The organism is Streptomyces sp. RK9, from assembly GCF_045070545.1.
Lineage (GTDB): Bacteria > Actinomycetota > Actinomycetes > Streptomycetales > Streptomycetaceae > Streptomyces > Streptomyces alboflavus.
In genome coordinates this window covers 3699422-3717314 of the sequence record NZ_CP173703.1, presented here as the reverse complement: position 1 = coordinate 3717314, position 17893 = coordinate 3699422, and the positions used below count along the sequence as shown (strand labels likewise).

The 17893-nt window shown below is 74.1% G+C and carries 20 protein-coding genes; 13 read left to right on the top strand and 7 right to left on the bottom strand.

The window, feature by feature from the left end; genetic code table 11:
- Window positions 1-189: 189 nt before the first annotated feature.
- Window positions 190-1326: an LLM class flavin-dependent oxidoreductase gene (locus AB6L24_RS15285; protein WP_405655762.1), complete on the bottom strand. Its 1137-nt coding sequence runs from the start codon at window positions 1324-1326 to the stop codon at window positions 190-192.
- A 246-nt stretch (window positions 1327-1572) separates the two neighbouring features.
- Here AB6L24_RS15285 and AB6L24_RS15280 point away from each other — a divergent pair, with 246 nt between their 5' ends.
- The 3 genes from AB6L24_RS15280 to AB6L24_RS15270 all read left to right on the top strand — a co-directional run bounded on the left by AB6L24_RS15280 (window position 1573) and on the right by AB6L24_RS15270 (window position 3990).
- Window positions 1573-2292, top strand: coding sequence for a lysophospholipid acyltransferase family protein (locus tag AB6L24_RS15280; protein ID WP_405655761.1), 720 nt, complete (start codon window positions 1573-1575; stop codon window positions 2290-2292).
- Between the two features lie 100 nt (window positions 2293-2392).
- Window positions 2393-3028, top strand: coding sequence for a PadR family transcriptional regulator (locus tag AB6L24_RS15275; protein WP_405655759.1), 636 nt, complete (start codon window positions 2393-2395; stop codon window positions 3026-3028).
- A 278-nt stretch (window positions 3029-3306) separates the two neighbouring features.
- Window positions 3307-3990, top strand: a complete 684-nt coding sequence (locus AB6L24_RS15270; protein WP_030358164.1) for a glycerophosphodiester phosphodiesterase family protein — start codon at window positions 3307-3309, stop codon at window positions 3988-3990.
- A 37-nt stretch (window positions 3991-4027) separates the two neighbouring features.
- On the opposite strand, the gene AB6L24_RS15265 is transcribed toward AB6L24_RS15270, so the two are convergent.
- The gene (locus tag AB6L24_RS15265) at window positions 4028-4582 is read right to left on the bottom strand and encodes a GNAT family N-acetyltransferase (protein ID WP_405655758.1); all 555 of its coding nucleotides are present in this window, start codon (window positions 4580-4582) and stop codon (window positions 4028-4030) included.
- Between the two features lie 135 nt (window positions 4583-4717).
- Between AB6L24_RS15265 and AB6L24_RS15260 the strand changes: the two genes are divergently transcribed.
- The 5 genes from AB6L24_RS15260 (at window position 4718) to AB6L24_RS15240 (ending at window position 8497) form a co-directional block, all read left to right on the top strand.
- A complete protein-coding gene (locus AB6L24_RS15260; protein ID WP_405655756.1) occupies window positions 4718-5104 on the top strand; it encodes a VOC family protein in 387 nt (128 codons plus the stop codon).
- Window positions 5105-5289: 185 nt separating this feature from the next.
- On the top strand, window positions 5290-5904 hold the full coding sequence (locus tag AB6L24_RS15255) for a DUF5134 domain-containing protein (RefSeq protein WP_405655755.1): 615 nt from the start codon (window positions 5290-5292) through the stop codon (window positions 5902-5904).
- Window positions 5905-6053: 149 nt separating this feature from the next.
- Complete coding sequence (locus tag AB6L24_RS15250; protein ID WP_405655753.1) at window positions 6054-6986, top strand: M56 family metallopeptidase; 933 nt, start codon at window positions 6054-6056, stop codon at window positions 6984-6986.
- A 33-nt stretch (window positions 6987-7019) separates the two neighbouring features.
- Window positions 7020-7712, top strand: coding sequence for a phosphatase PAP2 family protein (locus tag AB6L24_RS15245; protein ID WP_405655752.1), 693 nt, complete (start codon window positions 7020-7022; stop codon window positions 7710-7712).
- A 71-nt stretch (window positions 7713-7783) separates the two neighbouring features.
- Window positions 7784-8497, top strand: coding sequence for an HAD family hydrolase (locus AB6L24_RS15240; protein ID WP_405655751.1), 714 nt, complete (start codon window positions 7784-7786; stop codon window positions 8495-8497).
- Between the two features lie 80 nt (window positions 8498-8577).
- Here AB6L24_RS15240 and AB6L24_RS15235 read toward each other — a convergent pair whose 3' ends face one another.
- The gene (locus AB6L24_RS15235; RefSeq protein WP_405655750.1) at window positions 8578-8823 is read right to left on the bottom strand and encodes a DUF2630 family protein; all 246 of its coding nucleotides are present in this window, start codon (window positions 8821-8823) and stop codon (window positions 8578-8580) included.
- Window positions 8824-9054: 231 nt separating this feature from the next.
- Between AB6L24_RS15235 and AB6L24_RS15230 the strand changes: the two genes are divergently transcribed.
- Window positions 9055-9678 carry a TetR/AcrR family transcriptional regulator gene (locus AB6L24_RS15230; RefSeq protein WP_405655749.1) on the top strand — a complete coding sequence of 208 codons (624 nt, stop codon included), beginning with the start codon at window positions 9055-9057 and terminating at the stop codon, window positions 9676-9678.
- Window positions 9679-9821: 143 nt separating this feature from the next.
- Window positions 9822-10382 carry a histone deacetylase gene (locus tag AB6L24_RS15225; RefSeq protein WP_405657167.1) on the top strand — a complete coding sequence of 187 codons (561 nt, stop codon included), beginning with the start codon at window positions 9822-9824 and terminating at the stop codon, window positions 10380-10382.
- 77 nt (window positions 10383-10459) lie between these two features.
- Here the strand turns inward: AB6L24_RS15225 and AB6L24_RS15220 are convergent, their stop codons facing one another.
- Together AB6L24_RS15220 and AB6L24_RS15215 are read right to left on the bottom strand one after the other, a co-directional pair.
- Window positions 10460-11428: a threo-3-hydroxy-L-aspartate ammonia-lyase gene (locus tag AB6L24_RS15220; RefSeq protein WP_405655748.1), complete on the bottom strand. Its 969-nt coding sequence runs from the start codon at window positions 11426-11428 to the stop codon at window positions 10460-10462.
- 19 nt (window positions 11429-11447) lie between these two features.
- The gene (locus AB6L24_RS15215) at window positions 11448-12179 is read right to left on the bottom strand and encodes a transcriptional regulator (protein ID WP_405655747.1); all 732 of its coding nucleotides are present in this window, start codon (window positions 12177-12179) and stop codon (window positions 11448-11450) included.
- Window positions 12180-12351: 172 nt separating this feature from the next.
- On the opposite strand from AB6L24_RS15215, the gene AB6L24_RS15210 reads away from it, so the two are divergent.
- Window positions 12352-13554 carry an AAA family ATPase gene (locus tag AB6L24_RS15210; RefSeq protein WP_405655745.1) on the top strand — a complete coding sequence of 401 codons (1203 nt, stop codon included), beginning with the start codon at window positions 12352-12354 and terminating at the stop codon, window positions 13552-13554.
- A gap of 88 nt (window positions 13555-13642) precedes the next feature.
- Here AB6L24_RS15210 and AB6L24_RS15205 read toward each other — a convergent pair whose 3' ends face one another.
- A complete protein-coding gene (locus tag AB6L24_RS15205) occupies window positions 13643-14302 on the bottom strand; it encodes a hypothetical protein (protein ID WP_405655744.1) in 660 nt (219 codons plus the stop codon).
- A 258-nt stretch (window positions 14303-14560) separates the two neighbouring features.
- On the opposite strand from AB6L24_RS15205, the gene AB6L24_RS15200 reads away from it, so the two are divergent.
- Window positions 14561-15262 carry a FadR/GntR family transcriptional regulator gene (locus tag AB6L24_RS15200; RefSeq protein WP_405655743.1) on the top strand — a complete coding sequence of 234 codons (702 nt, stop codon included), beginning with the start codon at window positions 14561-14563 and terminating at the stop codon, window positions 15260-15262.
- An 86-nt stretch (window positions 15263-15348) separates the two neighbouring features.
- Window positions 15349-16623 (top strand): CynX/NimT family MFS transporter, encoded by a 1275-nt coding sequence (locus tag AB6L24_RS15195; RefSeq protein WP_405655742.1) that lies wholly within the window; start codon window positions 15349-15351, stop codon window positions 16621-16623.
- A 13-nt stretch (window positions 16624-16636) separates the two neighbouring features.
- Here AB6L24_RS15195 and AB6L24_RS15190 read toward each other — a convergent pair whose 3' ends face one another.
- A complete protein-coding gene (locus AB6L24_RS15190; RefSeq protein WP_405655741.1) occupies window positions 16637-17869 on the bottom strand; it encodes an alkene reductase in 1233 nt (410 codons plus the stop codon).
- Window positions 17870-17893 lie beyond the last annotated feature (24 nt).

The window sequence follows — 17893 nt, the reverse complement described above, 5'->3', positions numbered from 1 at the left end:
CCCGGCACACCGGAAGCCGCGTCGGGCCGCTCACCCGCGTCCGCCCCGGCCCGACCTCCCGCGTCCCCCACAGGGGGCTTCCCCGCATCCACCCCGGACCGCCTTCCCGCATCCCCCTCGGACTGCCTTCCCGCATCCCCCTCGGACCGCCTTCCCCCCTCCGCCCCGGACCGCCTTCCCGCACCCATCTCACGCCACCTCCCGACGTCGCGGACGAAAGTGCGGGATCACCGTCTCGCCCCACTGCCGCAGCGTCTCCAGGCACGCCTCCTGCGGCACCGTGCCCATCTGGACCAGGCACATCACCTCGTCCGCCCCGGCCGCCCGCAGCCGCTCGACGTAGGCGATGGCGTCGGCCGCGGTGCCGTAGGCGTGGTCGGCGTGGAACACGGCGGTGGCGGACGGGCGGACGGGGATGTCCTGCTCGTTCAGGCGCGCCACGACCTGCTCACCCGCGGTGCGCAGTGCGGCCGCCTCGTCGGTGCCGTCGACCACCGCCTCGTCGGGCAGCCCCGCGCCGCCGTACCAGTGCGCGATGGACTGCGCGAAGAACCGCTGGCCGCGCAGGCCCACGCGCCGGGCGGCCGTGCCGTCGTCGAGCACGATGGTCGGGCAGAGCACGGCGAAGTGGTCGTTGACGACGCTCGACACGAACCCCTCGGGCGTACGTGCCGCGATGGCGTCGTCGTACACGCGCCGCATCCCGGCGATCGACTCGGGCCCCGCGAAGCCCATCACCAGCGCGCCGACGCCGAGCCCGGCCGCCCGCTCCAGGGTCTCGGCCCTGCTGCACGCGAGGAACAGCGGCGGGTGCGGGGTCTGCGCGGGGCGCGGCAGGACCGGGTGCGGCCCGATGTCGAGCAGCGGGCCGTGGTGTTCCAACTCGTCGTGCTCCCAGGCCCTGGCGACGACGCGCAGCGCCTCCTCGACCTCCTCGGCCGTGCGGTCCGGGTCGACCCCGCAGAGCGATGTCTCCTGGGCCGTGCCGCCGCGGCCCGCGCCCAGGTCGAGCCGGCCGCCGGAGAGCAGGTCGAGCATGGCGGCCCGCTCGGCCACGCGCGCAGGATGGTTGAAGTTGAACGGCATGCAGACGACGCCGTGCCCGACACGGATGGTGCGGGTGCGGGCGGCCACCCAGGTCAGGAAGACCTCCGGCGCGGACATGTGCGCGTACCACTTCAGGGAGTGGTGCTCGACCGCCCAGACGCGGTCGAACCCCATCTCCTCGGCCAGGACGGCCTGTTCGACGCAGTCGTGGATGAGGCGGTGCTCGCGGTCCACGGTCGGATCGGCGAGTTGCGCTTCGAAGATGACGGAGAACTGCACGGTGCCTCCAGGGAGTCGGCCTCCGGGACGCTCGCATGTTTCAAACAGTCATATGACTAGTCGTCAGATCTTGAAGAGGCAAGGGGCACGGCAAGGGCGGTGCGACGGGGCGGCGACAGGTCAACTCACGCCAGACATAGCTCACATGAGACGCCATCCCTGGCTGATTACGCGTTCTCCCTCAAACCCCTTGAGACCACTAGCGTTCCCCGGCGCGGGGGCAGCCAAGGAGGAGGTCTCACAGGCATGTTCTACCGCTTCTTCAAGTGCGTCGTACTGGTGCCGCTGCTGCGGTGGCTGTTCCGGCCGCGGATCGAGGGGCTCGACCACGTGCCCGCCGCGGGCGGGGCGATCGTCGCGGGCAACCACCAGTCGTTCTGCGACCAGTTCCTGCTGGGGGTGACGCTGCGGCGGCGCATCAACTTCCTCGCGAAGATGGAGTACTTCACCGGCAAGGGGCTCAAGGGCCGCCTGGCCGCCGCGTTCTTCCGGGGCATCGGGGCGATCCCGGTGGACCGGTCCGGGAACGGGGCAGGAAGGGCCGGGGTCGAGTCGGGGCTCGCGGTGCTGCGCGGGGGCGGACTGCTCGGGATCTTCCCGGAGGGGACACGTTCGCACGACGGTCGTCTGTACAAGGGCCGGGTGGGGGTGGCGGCGATGGCGCTCCGCTCGGGCGCGCCCGTGGTCCCCTGCGCGATCATCGGCACGTTCGAGGCGCAGCCCGCGGGACGCAGGGTGCCGAGCCTCGTGCCCCTCACGCTGCGCTTCGGCGAGCCCCTGGACTTCTCGCGCTACGCGGGCCTGCAGGACCAGCGAGCCGCGCTGCGGGCCGTCACGGACGAGATCATGTACGCGATCCTGGTGCTCTCCGGCCAGGAGTACGTGGACCAGTACGCCGTCGACGCCAAGGCGGAGGCGCGGACGAAGGCGCTCGCCGAGCACGCGGCGGCCCCGCGCGCGGCCTGAGCCCCGGACACCCGGCCCGGCGGCCCGCGCACACGCCGAACCCGGAGGCCCGCGGGCGGACCCTTGCGCGCACACCGGCCCGTTCACTTCAATGCGGCTCATGGCAGCCCCGCTCCCGGCCCCGTCGCCCCCGCCCGCCCCGCTGCCGCCGACGGCGTGGGCCGTGCTCGGGCTGCTGTCCTTCCCGGGCGAGCGGACCGGCTACGAGCTGAAGAAGTGGGCCGACTCCTCACTGCGGTTCTTCTACTGGTCCCCGGCGATCAGCCAGATCTACGCCGAGCTGCGCCGCCTGGAGGGCCTGGGGTACGCCTCCTCGCGCCGCTCCGGCCCGGAGGAGCCGCGGGCGAGGCGGGCGTACACCATCACGGACGCGGGCCGGGAGGCGCTCGCGGGCTGGGCCGCGGGCGGGCAGGACGCCGGGCCGCCGGTGCTCAAGCATCCGCTGCTGCTGCGGGTCTGGCTCGGCCACCTCACCGAGCAGGACCGGCTGCGGGCCATGGTGGGCGAGCACATCGCGCACACCCGGGACGAGCTGACGCAGGTCCAGGGCGCCCTGGCGCACGCCCAGGGCGTCGAGGGCTGGGCCCACCCGCAGATCGCGCTGCGCTGGAGCGCCCGCCATCTGGAGGGCGAACTGGAGCTGGCCGAGGCACTGCTCACCGATCTCGAAGCGCTCCCGGAGGCGCCCGGCGAGCGTCCTGGTCAACGCCCGGACGACGCGCCCACCCACGGGTGAGACCACTCGCGATCAAGGGCTCCGCGGCGGTAGGACGGGCCGGGTCAGCCGACTCCACCGAGAGAGGCCGCGAACCCTTGAGCACCCGCGCCGTCCTTGTCGCCGCCCTCATCACCGGACTCATCCTGGGCATCGTAGGAACCAGACCGGACGACTCCACTCCGTCCCGCAGGGACGGTCCCATCGCGGAGGCGGGCCATTAGGCTGCGCCTTGCCGCGTGGTCATGAGCCGCCGAGCCGCGCGGAGCCGAGCCGCCGTCGACGGAAGCGAGTGAACCTTGAACTTCCTCACCATCGGTCATCGCGGTGTCATGGGGGTCGAACCCGAGAACACCCTGCGTTCGTTCGTCGCCGCCCAAGCCGCGGGCCTCGACATCATCGAACTCGACCTGCACCTCAGCAAGGACGGCGCCCTCGTCGTCATGCACGACGCGGACGTGGGCCGCACCACCGACGGCCGGGGCGCCATCGCCGACAAGACCCTGGCCGAGCTGCGCGACCTGGACGCGGGCAAGGGCGAGCGGATCCCCGTCTTCGAAGAGGTCCTGGACGCCGTGAAGGCGCCGCTGCAGGCCGAGATCAAGGATGTCGCGGCGGCCCGCGCGCTCGCCGACGTCATGCACGCGCGCGATCTGACCGGCCGGGTGGAGGTGCTCTCCTTCCACGACGAGGCCATCGCCGAGATCGCCCGGCTCGTCCCCGGCGTCCGGACCGCGCTCGTGGCCAGCCGCTACGGCACGGACGTCGTGGAGCGCGCCACCGCGGTGGGCGCCACCAGTCTCGTGCTGAACATCCGGCGCCTGACACTGGAGATCGTCGAGCACGCGCGCAAGGCCGACCTGCGGATCATCGGCTGGGTCGTGAACACCCAGGACGATCTGCGCCTGGTGCGCGCGCTGCAACTGGACGGCGCGACCACGGACTACCCGGAGATCAAACGCACGGGCCGCTTCACCGCCTGACGGCCCGCGCGCACCGCCCGGCGCCCCGGGGCACCGCTCAGCCGATCTCCTTCACCAACAGCTCGAACTGCAGGTCGTCGCGCTGCGGGATGCCGAAGCGCTCGTCGCCGTACGGGAAGGGGCTCATCTCTCCCGTACGGCGGTAGCCGCGCCGCTCGTACCAGGCGATGAGTTCGTCGCGCACGGAGATCACGGTCATGTGCATCTCGCGCGCCCCCCACGCCTCGCGCGCCACCCGCTCCGCCTCCGCCATGATCACCTTGCCGAGGCCCGCGCCCTGGAGCGCCGGGCTGACCGCGAACATCCCGAAGTAGGCGTGCTCGCCCCGGTGTTCCAGCTGGCAGCAGGCGACGACCCGGCCCTCGACCTCGACGGCGAGCAGCTTGCTCCCGGGCTTCTCGATGACCGCGACGACACCCTCGGGGTCGGTGCGCTGGCCCTGGAGGATGTCCGCCTCCGTCGTCCACCCGGCCCGGCTGTCGTCCCCGCGGTACGCCGACTCGATGAGCGCGACCAGCGCGTCGACGTCGTCCGTGGTGGCGTCCCGGAACGTCGGGTCGCCGTGGGTCCTGTGGCGCGGTGCCGTGTGCATGGGCGCGTGTCTCCGATCTCCGGAGCCGCGGCGCGTGCCGGGCCCCGGCTGCGGCGGGTTTCCGTACGGCGGCGGCGCCACTCCCGCACCACCGCGCGCACCGCCGAGGGTAACCCGGCACTAGCGTGCACAGGCATGGTGCACGTACTCAGCAGCAGGATCCTCCTGACCCCCACCGACCTCGAGCGCTCCCGCGCGTTCTACGGCCGTGACCTGGGTCTCGCGGTGTACCGGGAGTTCCGCACGGGCTCCGGACGCGGCACGGTCTACTTCCTCGGCGGCGGCTTCCTCGAACTGTCCGGCCGCTCCGACGCACCCGCGTCCCCGGCGGTGCGGCTGTGGCTCCAGGTCGCGGACGTGGCGGCCGCCCACGAGGAGCTGTCGGCGCGCGGCGTGGAGATCCTGCGGCCGCCGGTGCGGGAGCCGTGGGGCCTGATCGAGATGTGGACCGCGGACCCGGACGGCACCCGGATCGCGGTGGTGGAGATCCCGGAGGACCACCCGCTGCGCTACCGCCCCTGAGAACCCGCGCGCCACCTCCCACCACACCCCTTCTTCGCCCGGCGCGTCCTTGCGCCCACGAGCGCGCCCGGCGGCGACCCGCGCCCGCGATGTGCTCCCGCCGTACCTCCGTGCGCTCCCGTACGCCGACCCGGGGCCGGGCATCGACCCGACGACGGCGTGACGTCGATCGAGGAGGTGCCCAGATGCACGGACCGGGGTCGGCGAGCTGGCTGCTCGTGACGCTCTGCGCGGGGAGCGGCGCCTACTGCCTGCTGCGGCTGCGCAGCCGCGTCGAGGAACAGCGGCGCACGGCGGGCGGCGAGGCGCTGATGGGGTTCGGCATGGCGGTGATGGCCCTGCCCGCCACGGTGGTGCAGCCGTCGCGCGGCGTGTGGCTCGGGTACGCGGCGGTGTTCGCCGCCGCCGGTCTGTGGATGGCGTGGCCCGCGCTGCGCGCACCGCGCCATCTGCACCACGTCGTGGGGGCGCTGGCGATGGTGTACATGGCGGCGGCGATGGTGGCGGCACCGGGCGGCCACGCCGGTCACGGCGGTACGGGCGTGCCGGTGGTGACGGGCGCGCTGCTCCTGTACTTCGCGGGCCACGTCCTGCTCTCCGGCGCGCGCCTCGCGCCGGTGGGGGCGGCGGTCGCCGGGAGCGAGGGGGTTCCGGGCGGGGGCGGGGACCGGGCGGTGTGCCGCGCCGCGGAGCCGCCTCCGGACGGCGCCGTGGGCTGGGCCGACCGGCCGGAGCTGGTCCTCGTGTGCCGCCTCGCGATGAGCATGGGGATGCTGGCGATGCTGGTCCTGATGTCGTGAGGACGCCGGTGCCGATGGCGTGGAAGGGCGCTTCGGGGCGTCGCCGCGGAGGGCCCGCGCGCGCCGGGACACCTGATTCCGTCGTGGCGTACGTCACTTGCGGTGGCTGCCCATACCCCCGCGCGGCGCGGCCCTCATAGGGTTGACCCATGATGGTCCCCGTCGCGCTGTTGCTGCTCGGCGCGCTGACCGCCGTCGTCGCCCCCAGACTGCTCGCCAGGGCCGACTGGGTGGAGCGCGAACCGGTGGTCGCGCTGTGGGTCTGGCAGTGCGTGGTGGCGGGTGTCCTGCTGTGCTGCGCCCTTTCGATGACGTTCAGCGCGGCGTCCGCCTGGCAGGCGGTGCGCGGGCAGCTGTTCGCGCCCGCGCCGCGCGGCGTCGTGGAGGCGTACGCGCTCGGACCGACCCCGTGGGCGGCCGTGACGGCCGTGGTGCTCGCCTGCGGCGGCGTGTGGACCGCCGCGATGCTCACCCGGGAGATCGCCCGGGCCCGCACCCGACGCGCCCGGCGCCGCGCCGAACTCGTCGTGCGGGCACCGCTGTTGCCCGGCGAGGAGCCCGGCGCCGACCGGCTCGTGGTGCTCGAGGGCGAGCGGCCCGACGCCTGGTGGCTGCCCGGCGCCGCACCCCAACTGGTCATCACCACCGCCGCGTTGCGCCGCCTGAAGGGCCGTCAGCTGGATGCGGTGCTCGCCCACGAGCAGGGCCACGCACAGGCCAGGCACGACTGGCTGCTGCACTGCTCGGGCGCGCTGGCCGCGGGCTTCCCGCAGGTGCCGGTGTTCGCCGCGTTCCGCGACGAGATGCACCGGCTCGTGGAACTGGCCGCCGACGACGTGGCGTCGCGCCGCTTCGGCCGGCTCACCATCGCCCTCGCCCTGGTCGAACTCAACGAGGAGCGGGGCGTGTTCGGGCCCTGCCCGACCCCGCAGGCCCATGTGCCGCAGCGCGTGCACCGGCTGCTCTCGGCCCGCCCCCGGCTCACGGCGGGGCGTCGGCTGCGGCTGACGGCGGCCGCGGCGCTCGTCCCGGTCGTGCCCCTGCTCGTGGCCTTCGTCCCGGCGCTGCGCGCCCTCGGTTAGGTGCCGCCGCCCTCCATCGGCCAGGATCGACGCATGCCTTCCGCACCGCCCGGAGCGACCCGGAGCGCCACCCGCGCCCCGCGCGTCGCCGTGTTCCTCGCCGTCCCGTCCGTCCTCCTTCTCGTTCTCGTCGCCGCCGAGTGGCACCCGCTGCTCGCCCTGGACGACGACATCGCGCGGACCACCCACCGCTGGGCCGTCGAGCACTCGACCCTGACGCGGACCGCCCGCATCCTCACGGACTGGGTGTGGGACCCCTGGACCATGCGCGCGCTGGTCACCGTCGTCGTGCTGTGGCTCGTGGCGCGGCGATCGTGGTGGCTCGCGGGCTGGCTCGCGGCGACCTCCCTGGTGGGGACGCTGGTGCAGCAGGGGATGAAGGCCGCGCTGGACCGGGAGCGACCGGAGTGGCCGGACCCGGTGGACTCTGCGCGCTATGCGGCGTTCCCGTCGGGGCACGCGATGACCGCGACCGTGGTGTGCCTCCTGATGCTGTGGCTGCTGCGGCTGTACGGCGCCGGGGCCCTGGTGTGGCGCACGGGGCTCGTCGTCGCCGTGGTGTCCGTGGTGGGAGTGGGGTTCACGCGGGTGTGGCTCGGCGTCCACTGGACGTCGGACGTCGTGGAGGGCACGCTGCTCGGGGGCTTGACGGTGGCGGTGGCGGTGGCGGCGTACGAGCGTTTCGTGCCCGAGGATCAGCGTCCGGACCGCGCCGGACATCGCTGACCTGGCACCTCGCCCCTCGCCGCGCGATGCGCCCTTGACCCTCGTTCGCCGGGTCCCGGAGGATCGCTCCCATGGCGATCAAAGGCGTGCTCTTCGACTTCTCCGGGACGCTGTTCCGCGCCGAGTCCACGACGTCCTGGCTGCGCGGAACGCTGGCCGCGAGCAGGCTGACGCTGCCGGAGGACGAGGTGGCGCGGCTCGCGACAGCGCTCAACCGCGTGGGCGCGCTGCCGGGCGGCTCGCCGCCGACGGTCGACGTACCGGAGCATCTCGCGGACCTCTGGGCGCGGCGCGACGAGAGCGCGGAGCTGCACCGGGCGGCGTACACGGGCCTCGCCCGCACCGTGGAGCTGCCCGATCCCGCCCTGTACGACGCGCTGTACGAGCGGCACCGGACGCCGGAGGCGTGGCGGCCCTACGACGACGCTCGCGAGGTCCTGCGGGGGCTGCGGGAGCTGGGTGTGCGCGTGGGTGTCGTCAGCAACATCGGGTGGGACCTGCGGCCGATCTTCCGGGCGCACGGCCTGGACCCGTACGTCGACGTGTACGCCCTGTCGTACGAGCACGGCGTGCAGAAGCCGGACGCGCGGATCTTCGCGCAGGCCTGCGCCGGGCTCGGTGTGGCTCCGGAGGACACGCTGATGGTGGGCGACGACCGGCGTGCGGACGCGGGTGCGGCCGCGTTGGGCTGCGCGGTGCACTTCGTGGAGCATCTGCCGGTGGCTCGGCGGCCCGACGGGCTGCGGCCCGTGCTCGGGCTCGTCGAGGGCACGGGCGCGCGCTGAGGCCGGTCGTCGTCCGCCCGCGCCTCAGGACTGACCCGTGCCTCAGGACTGACCCGCGCCTTCAGGGCCGCCCCGCACCCTCAGGACTGATAGCCCTCGACCTGCGCCACCGGCCGCACCCGCACCGAGTCGGGGTCGCCGCCGAACTCCTCCTTGGCCCGCCGCCTGCGCAGCAGGTCCCAGCACTGGTCCAGTTCCCGTTCCAGGACGCCGAGGCGGGCCCGCTCCGTCGCCTCGTCGATCGCTCCGGACGCGAGCGATTCGCGCAGGGTCTTCTCGGCGTCGACCATCTCGGTGATCCGCGCCAGAATCTGCTGTTGGTCCATGTCCAAGCGCCTCCTCGGCCCCCGGCCCACTGTAAGGAGGCGGAGCCGGATCCGCGAGAAGAGCGCGGACGGGCGCGCGACGCCCCGGGTCCCCGGCTGGCCCCGGCTGTCCAAGGGCAGGCAACACTCCCCCGCGGTGTTGCCTGCCCCGGACCGCACCGGCCCATGACGGCCAGGGCCGGGTCGTCCTGAGTATATTGGCTGTGAGCCAGTCAACGCAGGAGTTACAGGATGTCCCCGCGTAGCCCATCGGTCAATGAAGAGTTGCGGCGACGTTCCCGCGAGCGGCTTCTGCAGGCCACGGTGGAGCTGGTGAGCGAGCGCGGTTACGAGGCCACGACCCTGGCCGACATAGCCGACCGGGCCGGCTCGGCGCGCGGCCTGGTGTCGTACTACTTCCCGGGGAAGCGCCAGCTCCTGCAGTCGGCCGTGCACCGCCTGATGCACAGGACGCTGCAGGAAGCGCTGGAGCGGGAGCCGCGCACGGAGGACGGGGACGAGCTGCTCGCCCGCGCCATCGACGCGATCCTGGGCCTCGCCCGCGACCAGCAGATGCTGATGCGCACGCACATGGCGGGCATCCTCCAGGCCGAGGGGTTCGTGCAGTGCCCCGAGCAGCAGCGTCTTGCCTTCCTGCTCCGCGAGGCGGTGTCCCGGCACGGGTCGCCGGAGGCCGAGACGGACTACCGCATGCTGCGCGCCCTGCTGATGGGCGCGGTGTTCGCGCTGCTCATCCCGGGCGCCCCGATGCCGTTCGACGTACTGCGGGCCGAGCTGTTCCAGCGCTACGACCTGGACTGGACGTGCGGCTTCCCGCCGGGCGACGAGCCGCCCGAGGGGTCGTTCAAGACGTGAGTCGCGTACGGGTCATCGAGGCGGGGGCAGGGGAACCGGGCGGCGGGCAGTCGGCCGAGCCGGGTGGTGGTGAGCGGGCGGCGGGCGTTCCGGAGCTGGTCTGGTACGCGGCCTACGGCTCCAACACGAGGCGGGGCCGCCTGATGCACTACATCGAGGGCGGCCGGCCGCCCGGCGCCGCCCTGGCCTCGCCCGGCTGCCGGGACCCGCGTCCGCCGCGGCAGTCCGTGCCCGTGGAGCTGCGGGGCGTCGTGTACTTCGCGACCGAGTCCGCGCTCTGGACGGGCGGCCGGGCCTTCTACGAACCCGACGCGCAGGGGCGGGTGTACGCGCGCGCCCATCTGGTGACGGCGGGGCAGTTCCGCGACATCGCCGCCCAGGAGATGTACCGCGCGCCGGGGACGGGCCCCGACCTGATGCCGGCGCTGCGGCACGGCCGGGCCCGGCTCGGCGAGGGGCGCTACGAGACGCTGGTGTGCCCGGGGACGCTGGACGGCCTTCCGGTGCTCACGTTCACCGCGCCGTGGGCGCTCGGGGACGTGCCCCTGAACGCCCCGTCCGAGGGCTATCTCCGGCAGCTGGCCACCGGGCTCCTGGAGGCGGACGCGTGGGACGGGGCCGCCGTGGCCGCGTATCTCGCGGGCTGCCCGGGGGCGGCGGGGCGGTGGACGGCCGAGCGGGTCACGGAGCTGCTCCGCGCCTGACCGCCCGGCCGTGGCGCGGCGGTTCGCGCGCCGGGCTCTCGGAGCCGGTTCGGTCGCCGCACCCCGGGCCGGCCCGGTCAGGTGCCGCAGATCTCCGCGAAGCGCCGGGCGTCGACGTTGCCGCCGGAGAGGATGATGCCGACGCGGGGCGGCACGCGGTCGACGCGGCCGCTGAGGGCGGCGGCGAGGGCCGTGGCGCCGCTCGGCTCGACGACGGTCTTCAGGCGTTCGAAGGCGAACCGCATGGCGTCACGGATGTCGTCGTCGGAGACGAGGGCGATGCCGTCGACGAGCCGCCGGTTGATGGAGAACGTCAACTCGCCCGGGATCTCGGCGGCTTGACCGTCGGCGATGGTGCGCGGCACGGGGATCGTCACGCGGTGTCCGGCCGCGAGCGAGCGCTTGGTGTCGTCGCCCGCCTCCGGCTCGACGCCGACCACACGCACGCTGCCGCTCAGCCCCTTCACCGCCGTGGAGCTGCCCGCGATCAGCCCGCCGCCGCCTACCGGCACGAGCAGCAGGTCCAACTCCCCGACCTCCTCAGCGAGTTCGAGGGCGGCCGTGCCCTGTCCCGCGATGATGTGCGGGTGCTCGTACGGCGGGATCAGGGCGAGGCCGCGCTCGGCGGCCAGGGCCGCGCCGATGGCCTCCCGGTCGCCGGTGTAGCGGTCGTACGTGACGATCTCCGCGCCGTAGCCCTCGGCGGCGGCGCGCTTGGAGGCCGGGGTGTCCTCGGGCATGACGATGACGGCGCTGCTGCCCAGCTCGCGGGCGGCGAGGGCGACGGCCTGGGCGTGGTTGCCGGAGGAGAACGACGCGATGCCCTTGGCCAGTTGCTCCGGCGAGAGGCGGGACACGGCGTTGTAGGCGCCGCGGAACTTGAAGGCGCCGACGCGCTGGTGGTTCTCGCACTTGAGGAACACCTCGGCGCCGACACGGGCGTCGAGGGTGCGCGAGCGCAGCACGGGGGTGCGGTGCGCGACGCCCTTGATCCTGGCCGCCGCGTCGCGTACGTCGTCGAGGGTGACCGGGGGTGTGCTGGTCATGCGGGTGCTCCCTGTCTCGTCATGCGGATGCCCCCGGTGCGGTGTCGGGCCCGTACTCCGGGGGCTCCTCGGCCCGGGCCTTGGCGAGATAGCTGTACGCGGAGGCGCGGGAGATGCCGAGGCGCTCCGCCACCTGTGGCACCGCGCGCCGGACCGCGAAGACCCCGCGCTCGTCGAGGCCCCGGAACAGCTCGACGCGTTCGGCGCGGTCGAGCTCGCCCCAGGGGCGGCTGCGCTTGAGCTGGTAGGCGTCCACGACGGACCCCACGACGGCGTCGACGACCTCGGCGGAGTCCCCGAAGGTGGTCGTGGGCACGTCCGCCGGGGCCGCCACACCGGCGAGCTCGCCGATGAGCGTGCCCACCTGCTGGACGGCAGTGATGTCGAGGTTGACGCACAGCGCGCCGAACACCGCGCCGCCGCTGTCGCGCAGCAGCACCGTGGACGACTTGACCAGCTTGCCGTCCTGAGTGCGCGTCAGATAGTTCAGCTCGTCGCCCGCCTCGTCGCCGCGGGCGAGCATGCCCATCCCGATCTCGCTCATCGCGCCGCCGACGCGGCGCCCGGTCACGGACCCGGCGATCGACACGACGGACTTCTCCGGCCGCCGGTAGTCGTGGACGACCACTTCGCACAGCGAGCCGAAGGTGGCGGCGATGCCGTCGGCGACGGGGACGAGCGCGGCGAGGATCGCGTCCCGCTCGTCGTCCCGGGGGGAACCGGCTGCTGTCGGGCTTTCCGCGGCACTCATGTCGGGCCTCGTGCTCCTCGCGCTCCTCGTGCTTCCCGGTCGCGACCGGGGTCCCGGCCCTCCGACCGGGCCGTCTGGACACAATGTACACGCCTTGGACGAAAATTCCAGACGCCCGATCGCCGCCGGAAACCGTTCGACGCGCGCGCGGCGCGCGGGCGAGACTCGCGGCATGCGCCTCCTGCCCGTCCTCTGGCTGTGCGGCCCGCCCGGGGTCGGGAAGACGACCGTCGGCTGGGAGATCCACTCCCGGCTCGTGGACGAGGGCGTCCCCGCCGGGTACGTAGACGTCGACCAGCTGGGGATCTGCCACCCCGACCCGGCCGCCGACCCCGGACGGCACGCACTGAAGGCGGCCAACCTCGGCGCGGTGATGACGCACTTCCGTGCGGCGGGCGCCCGCTGCGTCGTCGTGTCCGGTGTCGTCGAGGCCGACCACGGGGTCCGGGCCGACCGGCTCTCGGGGGTCGCGCTGACGGTGTGCCGTCTTCGTGCCGACCGGCGGGAGCTGCGGGAGCGGTTCGTCGGGCGCGAGGCGGCGAACGGGGCGTCGGAGGCGGGGAGTTCGGGCGACGAGGCGGTGGCCGCGGTGCTCCGGTACGCGGACGAGCTGGACGCGAGCGGCTTCGCGGACGTGTGCGTCGAGACGGGGGGCCTGTCGGTCGGGGAGGTCGTGGGGCGGGTGCGGGAGCGGGTGGGAGGGTGGCCGGGGGCGGCGGCCCCGGAGCAGGCCGGAGGGGCGTACGGGACGGCGACCACGGAACGGCCCCCGGCCACCGGGGCGCAGGACACCGTCCCGCCCGGCGGCACCCGCGCCCTCTGGCTGTGCGGCGCCACCGGCACCGGCAAGTCCGCGGTCGGCTTCCCGCTTCATCTGCGGGCCGCACGGGCCGGGTTCGGGTCCGCGTTCATCGACCTCGACCAGGTCGGCTTCCTCTCCCCCGCCCCGTCCGGGGACCCGGACCACCACCGGACCAAGGCGCGCGTGCTCGCGGACCTGTGGCGCAACTACCGCACGGCCGGGGCCCGTCGCCTCACGATCGTGGGCCCCGCGACGGACGAGGCCACCCTGCGGACGTACACGCGAGCCCTCGCCGGAACGCCGGTCACGGTGCGCCGGCTGCACGCCGGACGCGAGGAGTTGACGCGCCGGATCCTGCGGCGCGGGCAGGGGCTCGGCTGGGCGCAGCCGGGCGATCCGCTGCGGGGGAGGCCGACCGCGGAGCTGCTGCGGGTCGCGGGGCAAGCGGCGGCGGTCGCCGGGGAGTCGGCGCGGGCCGGGATCGGCGGGTCGCACGTCGACACGGACGGCGCGACGGTGGCGGAGGTCGCGGACGCGGTGGCCGCCACGGCCGACTGGCCGGGGCGGCCGTGACGCGGAAGGCCCCCGGCCCTCCGCAGGCGGGAACGATCCGCGTACGGAGGACCGGGGGCCCGAATCCGTGGGGGGGGAGGTGTCGGCGTCAGCGCACGGTGACCGTGAACACCGGGGACAGCGTGGCGCCGCTCTTCATCCGCAGCTCGTTCTTGCCCTTCAGGCCGAGCTTCACGCGCAGCGTGTACGCGCCGGACTTGTTGACGGTGGTGGACGCGGGCAGCGTCTTCCACGTGCCGCGCTGCTTCTGCTGGAGGCCCACCTTGGTGCCGGCCTTGATCCCGGTCGCCTTGCCGCTGACGCGCAGCTCCTGCCAGGCCTTCACGGAGGTAGCGGACGGCTTCGCGGTCAGCGCGGCCTTCACCTTGGCGGTGGGGCTGTTCTTCTGGGTGCCGAGGCTCTTGCCGGTCTTGACGTCCCAGATCGCGTACGGCGTGCCGCCGCCCTGCGTCTTGCTGTACAGCTTCTTGCCGTCGGCGCTGAGGTGCAGGTAGATGCCGTCCTGGACGGTCTGACCGGGCTTCAGGGCCTTGCCGTTGTAGTACGGCTTGCCGCCCTTGACCTCAAGGGTGACGCCGGCGCCGATGTCGATCTTCACCGGCTTGGGGGCGGCGGTCCGCACGGCGGCCTGCTGCGGGGCCGGGGCGCTCGCGAGGGCGGCCGCGGCCGGGGCCAGGAGCGCCGCACCGACGGCGACGGAGATGGTGGCGGTACGAAGGGCGCTGCGGCGGTGGGTGGTGTGACGCATGGTGGCGATGTTCCCCTTCACGGTACGGATATCTCGATATGCCCTCTGCCTTCCGGCGAGTGCTGAATCAACCTATTCGCCCGGCATTACGGATTTCCCGAGATCATGTAACGGCGCCCCATAGATCACTTCACGGGTCTGCCCGTACGGGGGTCGGCGGTCCGGTCGATTGACACTCTCAAACATGGGATGTTCCCATGTCTGTCACGATCCCGTCCGCCCAGGCAGATCCGCCCGGACCGAGAGGGCACCTCACCGATGCCGCTGCGCAGCACCGCCCGCACCAACCTCGTCGACCTCGTCATCGCCCAGATGGAGAGCCTGATCTCGGACGGCGAGTGGCCGGTCGGCACGAAGATCCCGGCCGAACCGCTGCTCGTGGAGCAGCTCAACGTCGGCCGCAACACCGTGCGCGAGGCGGTCCGCGCCCTGGTGCACACCGGCATGCTGGAGCCGCGCCAGGGCGACGGCACGTACGTGCGGGCCAGCAGCGACTTCGGGGCGGCCGTGCAGCGGCGGGTGCGCAAGGCGAGCGTCCTGGAGGCGTACGAGGTGCGGGCCTCGCTGGAGCGCGACGCGGCCCGGTACGCGGCCGAGCGCCGCACGCCGGAGGACCTGGCAGCGCTGCGCGCCGCGCTCGACGAGCGCGGCCGGGCCTGGGAGAGCGGCGACACGGAGGCCTTCGTCGACGCCGACATGACCTTCCACCGCGCCGTCGCAGCCGCGGCCCACAACGCCGTGCTCGCCGAGCTGTACGGACACCTGAGCGACGCCATGCGCACCACGGTCAAGGCCGTGATCGGCGCGGCCGTCCCCGACTCCGTGCGGCATCAGATCGACGCCCACAGCGCGATCGTCGACGCCATCGAGGCGCGGGACCCGGCCGCCGCGGAGGCCGTGGTGCTCGCCCATCTCGCCGAGGGCATGGCGGCGTTGCGCGAGGAGCCCTCGGCCGACTGAGACCCCGGCTCCACCCGGGCGGGCCGGTCCCCGCCGGGCCGGCCCCACACCCGTACCACCGCAGCACGACCCCCAGGAGAAACCTCATGCACAGCCGAACGCCCGCCCCCACGGACACCGTGGCGCGGGCGGACGCCGGTCCCACGGCGGCCGACCTGCCGACAGCCGCCCCGTCCGGCGTCACCGGGCGGCACGCACTCTGGCTCGGCCTGGGTGTCGTCCTGCTCGCCCTCAATCTGCGCCCGGCCCTCGTCGCGGTCTCCCCGCTCGCCGACACCATCCGTGACGACAGCGGCATGTCGGCGGCGGCCACGAGCCTGCTCACGGCGCTGCCCCTGCTGTGCTTCGGGCTGCTCGCGCCCGTCGCCCCACGCCTGGGCCGCCGCTTCGGCACCGAGCGGACGCTGCTCGCCACCATGGTGCTGATCTGCGCGGGCACGGCGCTTCGCATGCTGGACGCGGTGGTCGCGCTGTTCGCGGGCACCGTCGTCATCGGCGCGGGCATCGCCGTCGCCAACGTGCTGCTTCCGGGCCTGATCAAGCGGGACTTCCCCGGGCGTGCTGGGCTGATGACGGGTCTCTACTCGATGTCGCTGTTCGGCGGCGCCGCGCTCGCGGCGGGCGTCACTCTGCCGGTGCAGGAGGCGTCCGGCATGAACTGGCGGACGACGCTGGCCTGTTGGGGCGCGCTCGCGGTGGTGGCGGTCGTGGTGTGGCTGCCGCAGCTGCGTGCGCGCGCCCGGGACGGCGCGGCGGCGGCCCGGCAGGCGGCGCGTCCGGTGCGGGGTCTGTGGCGCTCGCCGCTGGCCTGGCAGGTCACCGGGTACATGGGCCTTCAGTCCCTCAACTACTACGCGGCGGCGGCCTGGCTGCCGACGCTCCTGAAGGACGCCGGGATGAGCGCGGGCGACGCGGGCTGGATGCTGTCGTTCTCGTCGCTGCTCGGCATCGCGGGCTCGTTCGTGGCTCCCGTGATCGTCGGCAGGCGGGTGCGGTCCGGCACGCTCGCCGTCCTCGGCGCGGTGCTCTGCGCGATCGCGTACGCCGGGCTGCTCGCCGCCCCGGTCGGCGCCGCCTATCTCTGGATGAGCCTGCTCGGGCTCGGCCAGGGCGCGGCCATCAGCCTCGCGCTCCTGTTCATCGTGCAGCGCGCGCCGGACGCCCGGCACGTCGCGCCGCTGTCCAGCATGGCCCAGTGCTTCGGCTACATCCTCGCCGCCACCGGACCCGCCGTCCTCGGCGCCGTACACGACGCGTCCCACGACTGGACGCTGCCGGTCGTCCTGCTGCTCGTCCTGCTCGTGCCGCAGGTCGCGGTCGGCCTGGGGGCCGCCCGCAACCGGCACGTGGCGGGGCGGTAGGGCGCGGCCGGGGTCAACGCGTCGCGGCGGGGGTCGCGGGCCGGGCCGCGGCGAGGTCGGCCCGGTCGGTGCGGCCGACCCGGTCGGCGAGGTCGGCCTGGCCGGCGGCGCCGGCCGGGGCTCCGACGGCCGCCTCCAGGGCCGGATAGTCGGTGTACCCCTTCTCCCCGCCCACGTACATGAGGCCGTGATCCCGCACCGGGTTGACGGGGGCGCCCGTGCGCAGCCGGTCGACGAGGTCGGGGTTGGCCAGGAAGGGGCGGCCGAGGGAGATCAGGTCGGCGCCCGCGGCGAGCAGACGGTCGGCCTCGTGGCGGCCGCCGTCGGCGGGGATCCGGTCGCGCGGCAGCATCGGGTTGGCGATGAGGGTGCCGGTCCAGCGCTTGCGGATGTCCTGGAAGACGGGGCTGTCCGGGTCGGCGTACACGAGGTGCAGATAGGCGAGCGGGACGTCCGCGAGCGCGTCGAGGAGCGCCGGATAGAGGTCCTCGGTGTCGCCCTCGTCCATGCCGTTGACCTTGATCCCGGGCGAGACGCGCAGGCCCACGCGCGCGGCGCCGATCTCGGCGACGACGGCGCGGACCACCTCGGCGACGAACCGGACCCGGCCCGCCGCGGAGCCGCCGTACGCGTCGGTGCGCCGGTTCGTGCCCTGCCCCAGGAACTGGTGCAGGAGATAGCCGTTGGCGCCGTGCACCTCCACCCCGGCGAAGCCCGCGTCGACGGCTCGACGGGCCGCGGCGGCGAAGTCGGCGACGGTCGCGCCGATCTCGGCCACGGTCATCTCGCGCGGGGTGACGGCCTGTTGGTGGCCGGAGGGCGTGAAGATGGTGTCGGGCAGCGGTATCGGCGACGGCGCGAGCGGCGTCAGGCCGCCGTTGTTGTCCGGGTGTCCGACCCGGCCGCCGTGCTGCAACTGGAGGAACATCCGCCCGCCCGCCGCGCGCACCGCGTCGGTGACGCCCCGCCAGCCGTCGACGTGCGAGTCGGTATGGATCGCGGTGATGTCGGGGTAGGTCTGGCCGACGGCATTGGGGGTCGCGGCCTCGGCGATGATCAGGCCCGCGGTGGCGCGCTGCGCGTAGTACGTCGCCATGAGCGGGGTCGGCGTGCCGTCGGCGGCGGCGCGGTTGCGGGTCATCGGGGCCATCACCAGGCGGTTGGGCAGGTCGAGGACGCCGAGGCGGGCGGGGTCGAAGAGGCCGCGCGGGGCGAAGGGGCGGGGGTTCGCTGCTGTGTTCGTCATGCCGGTACCGTAGAACCTGACATT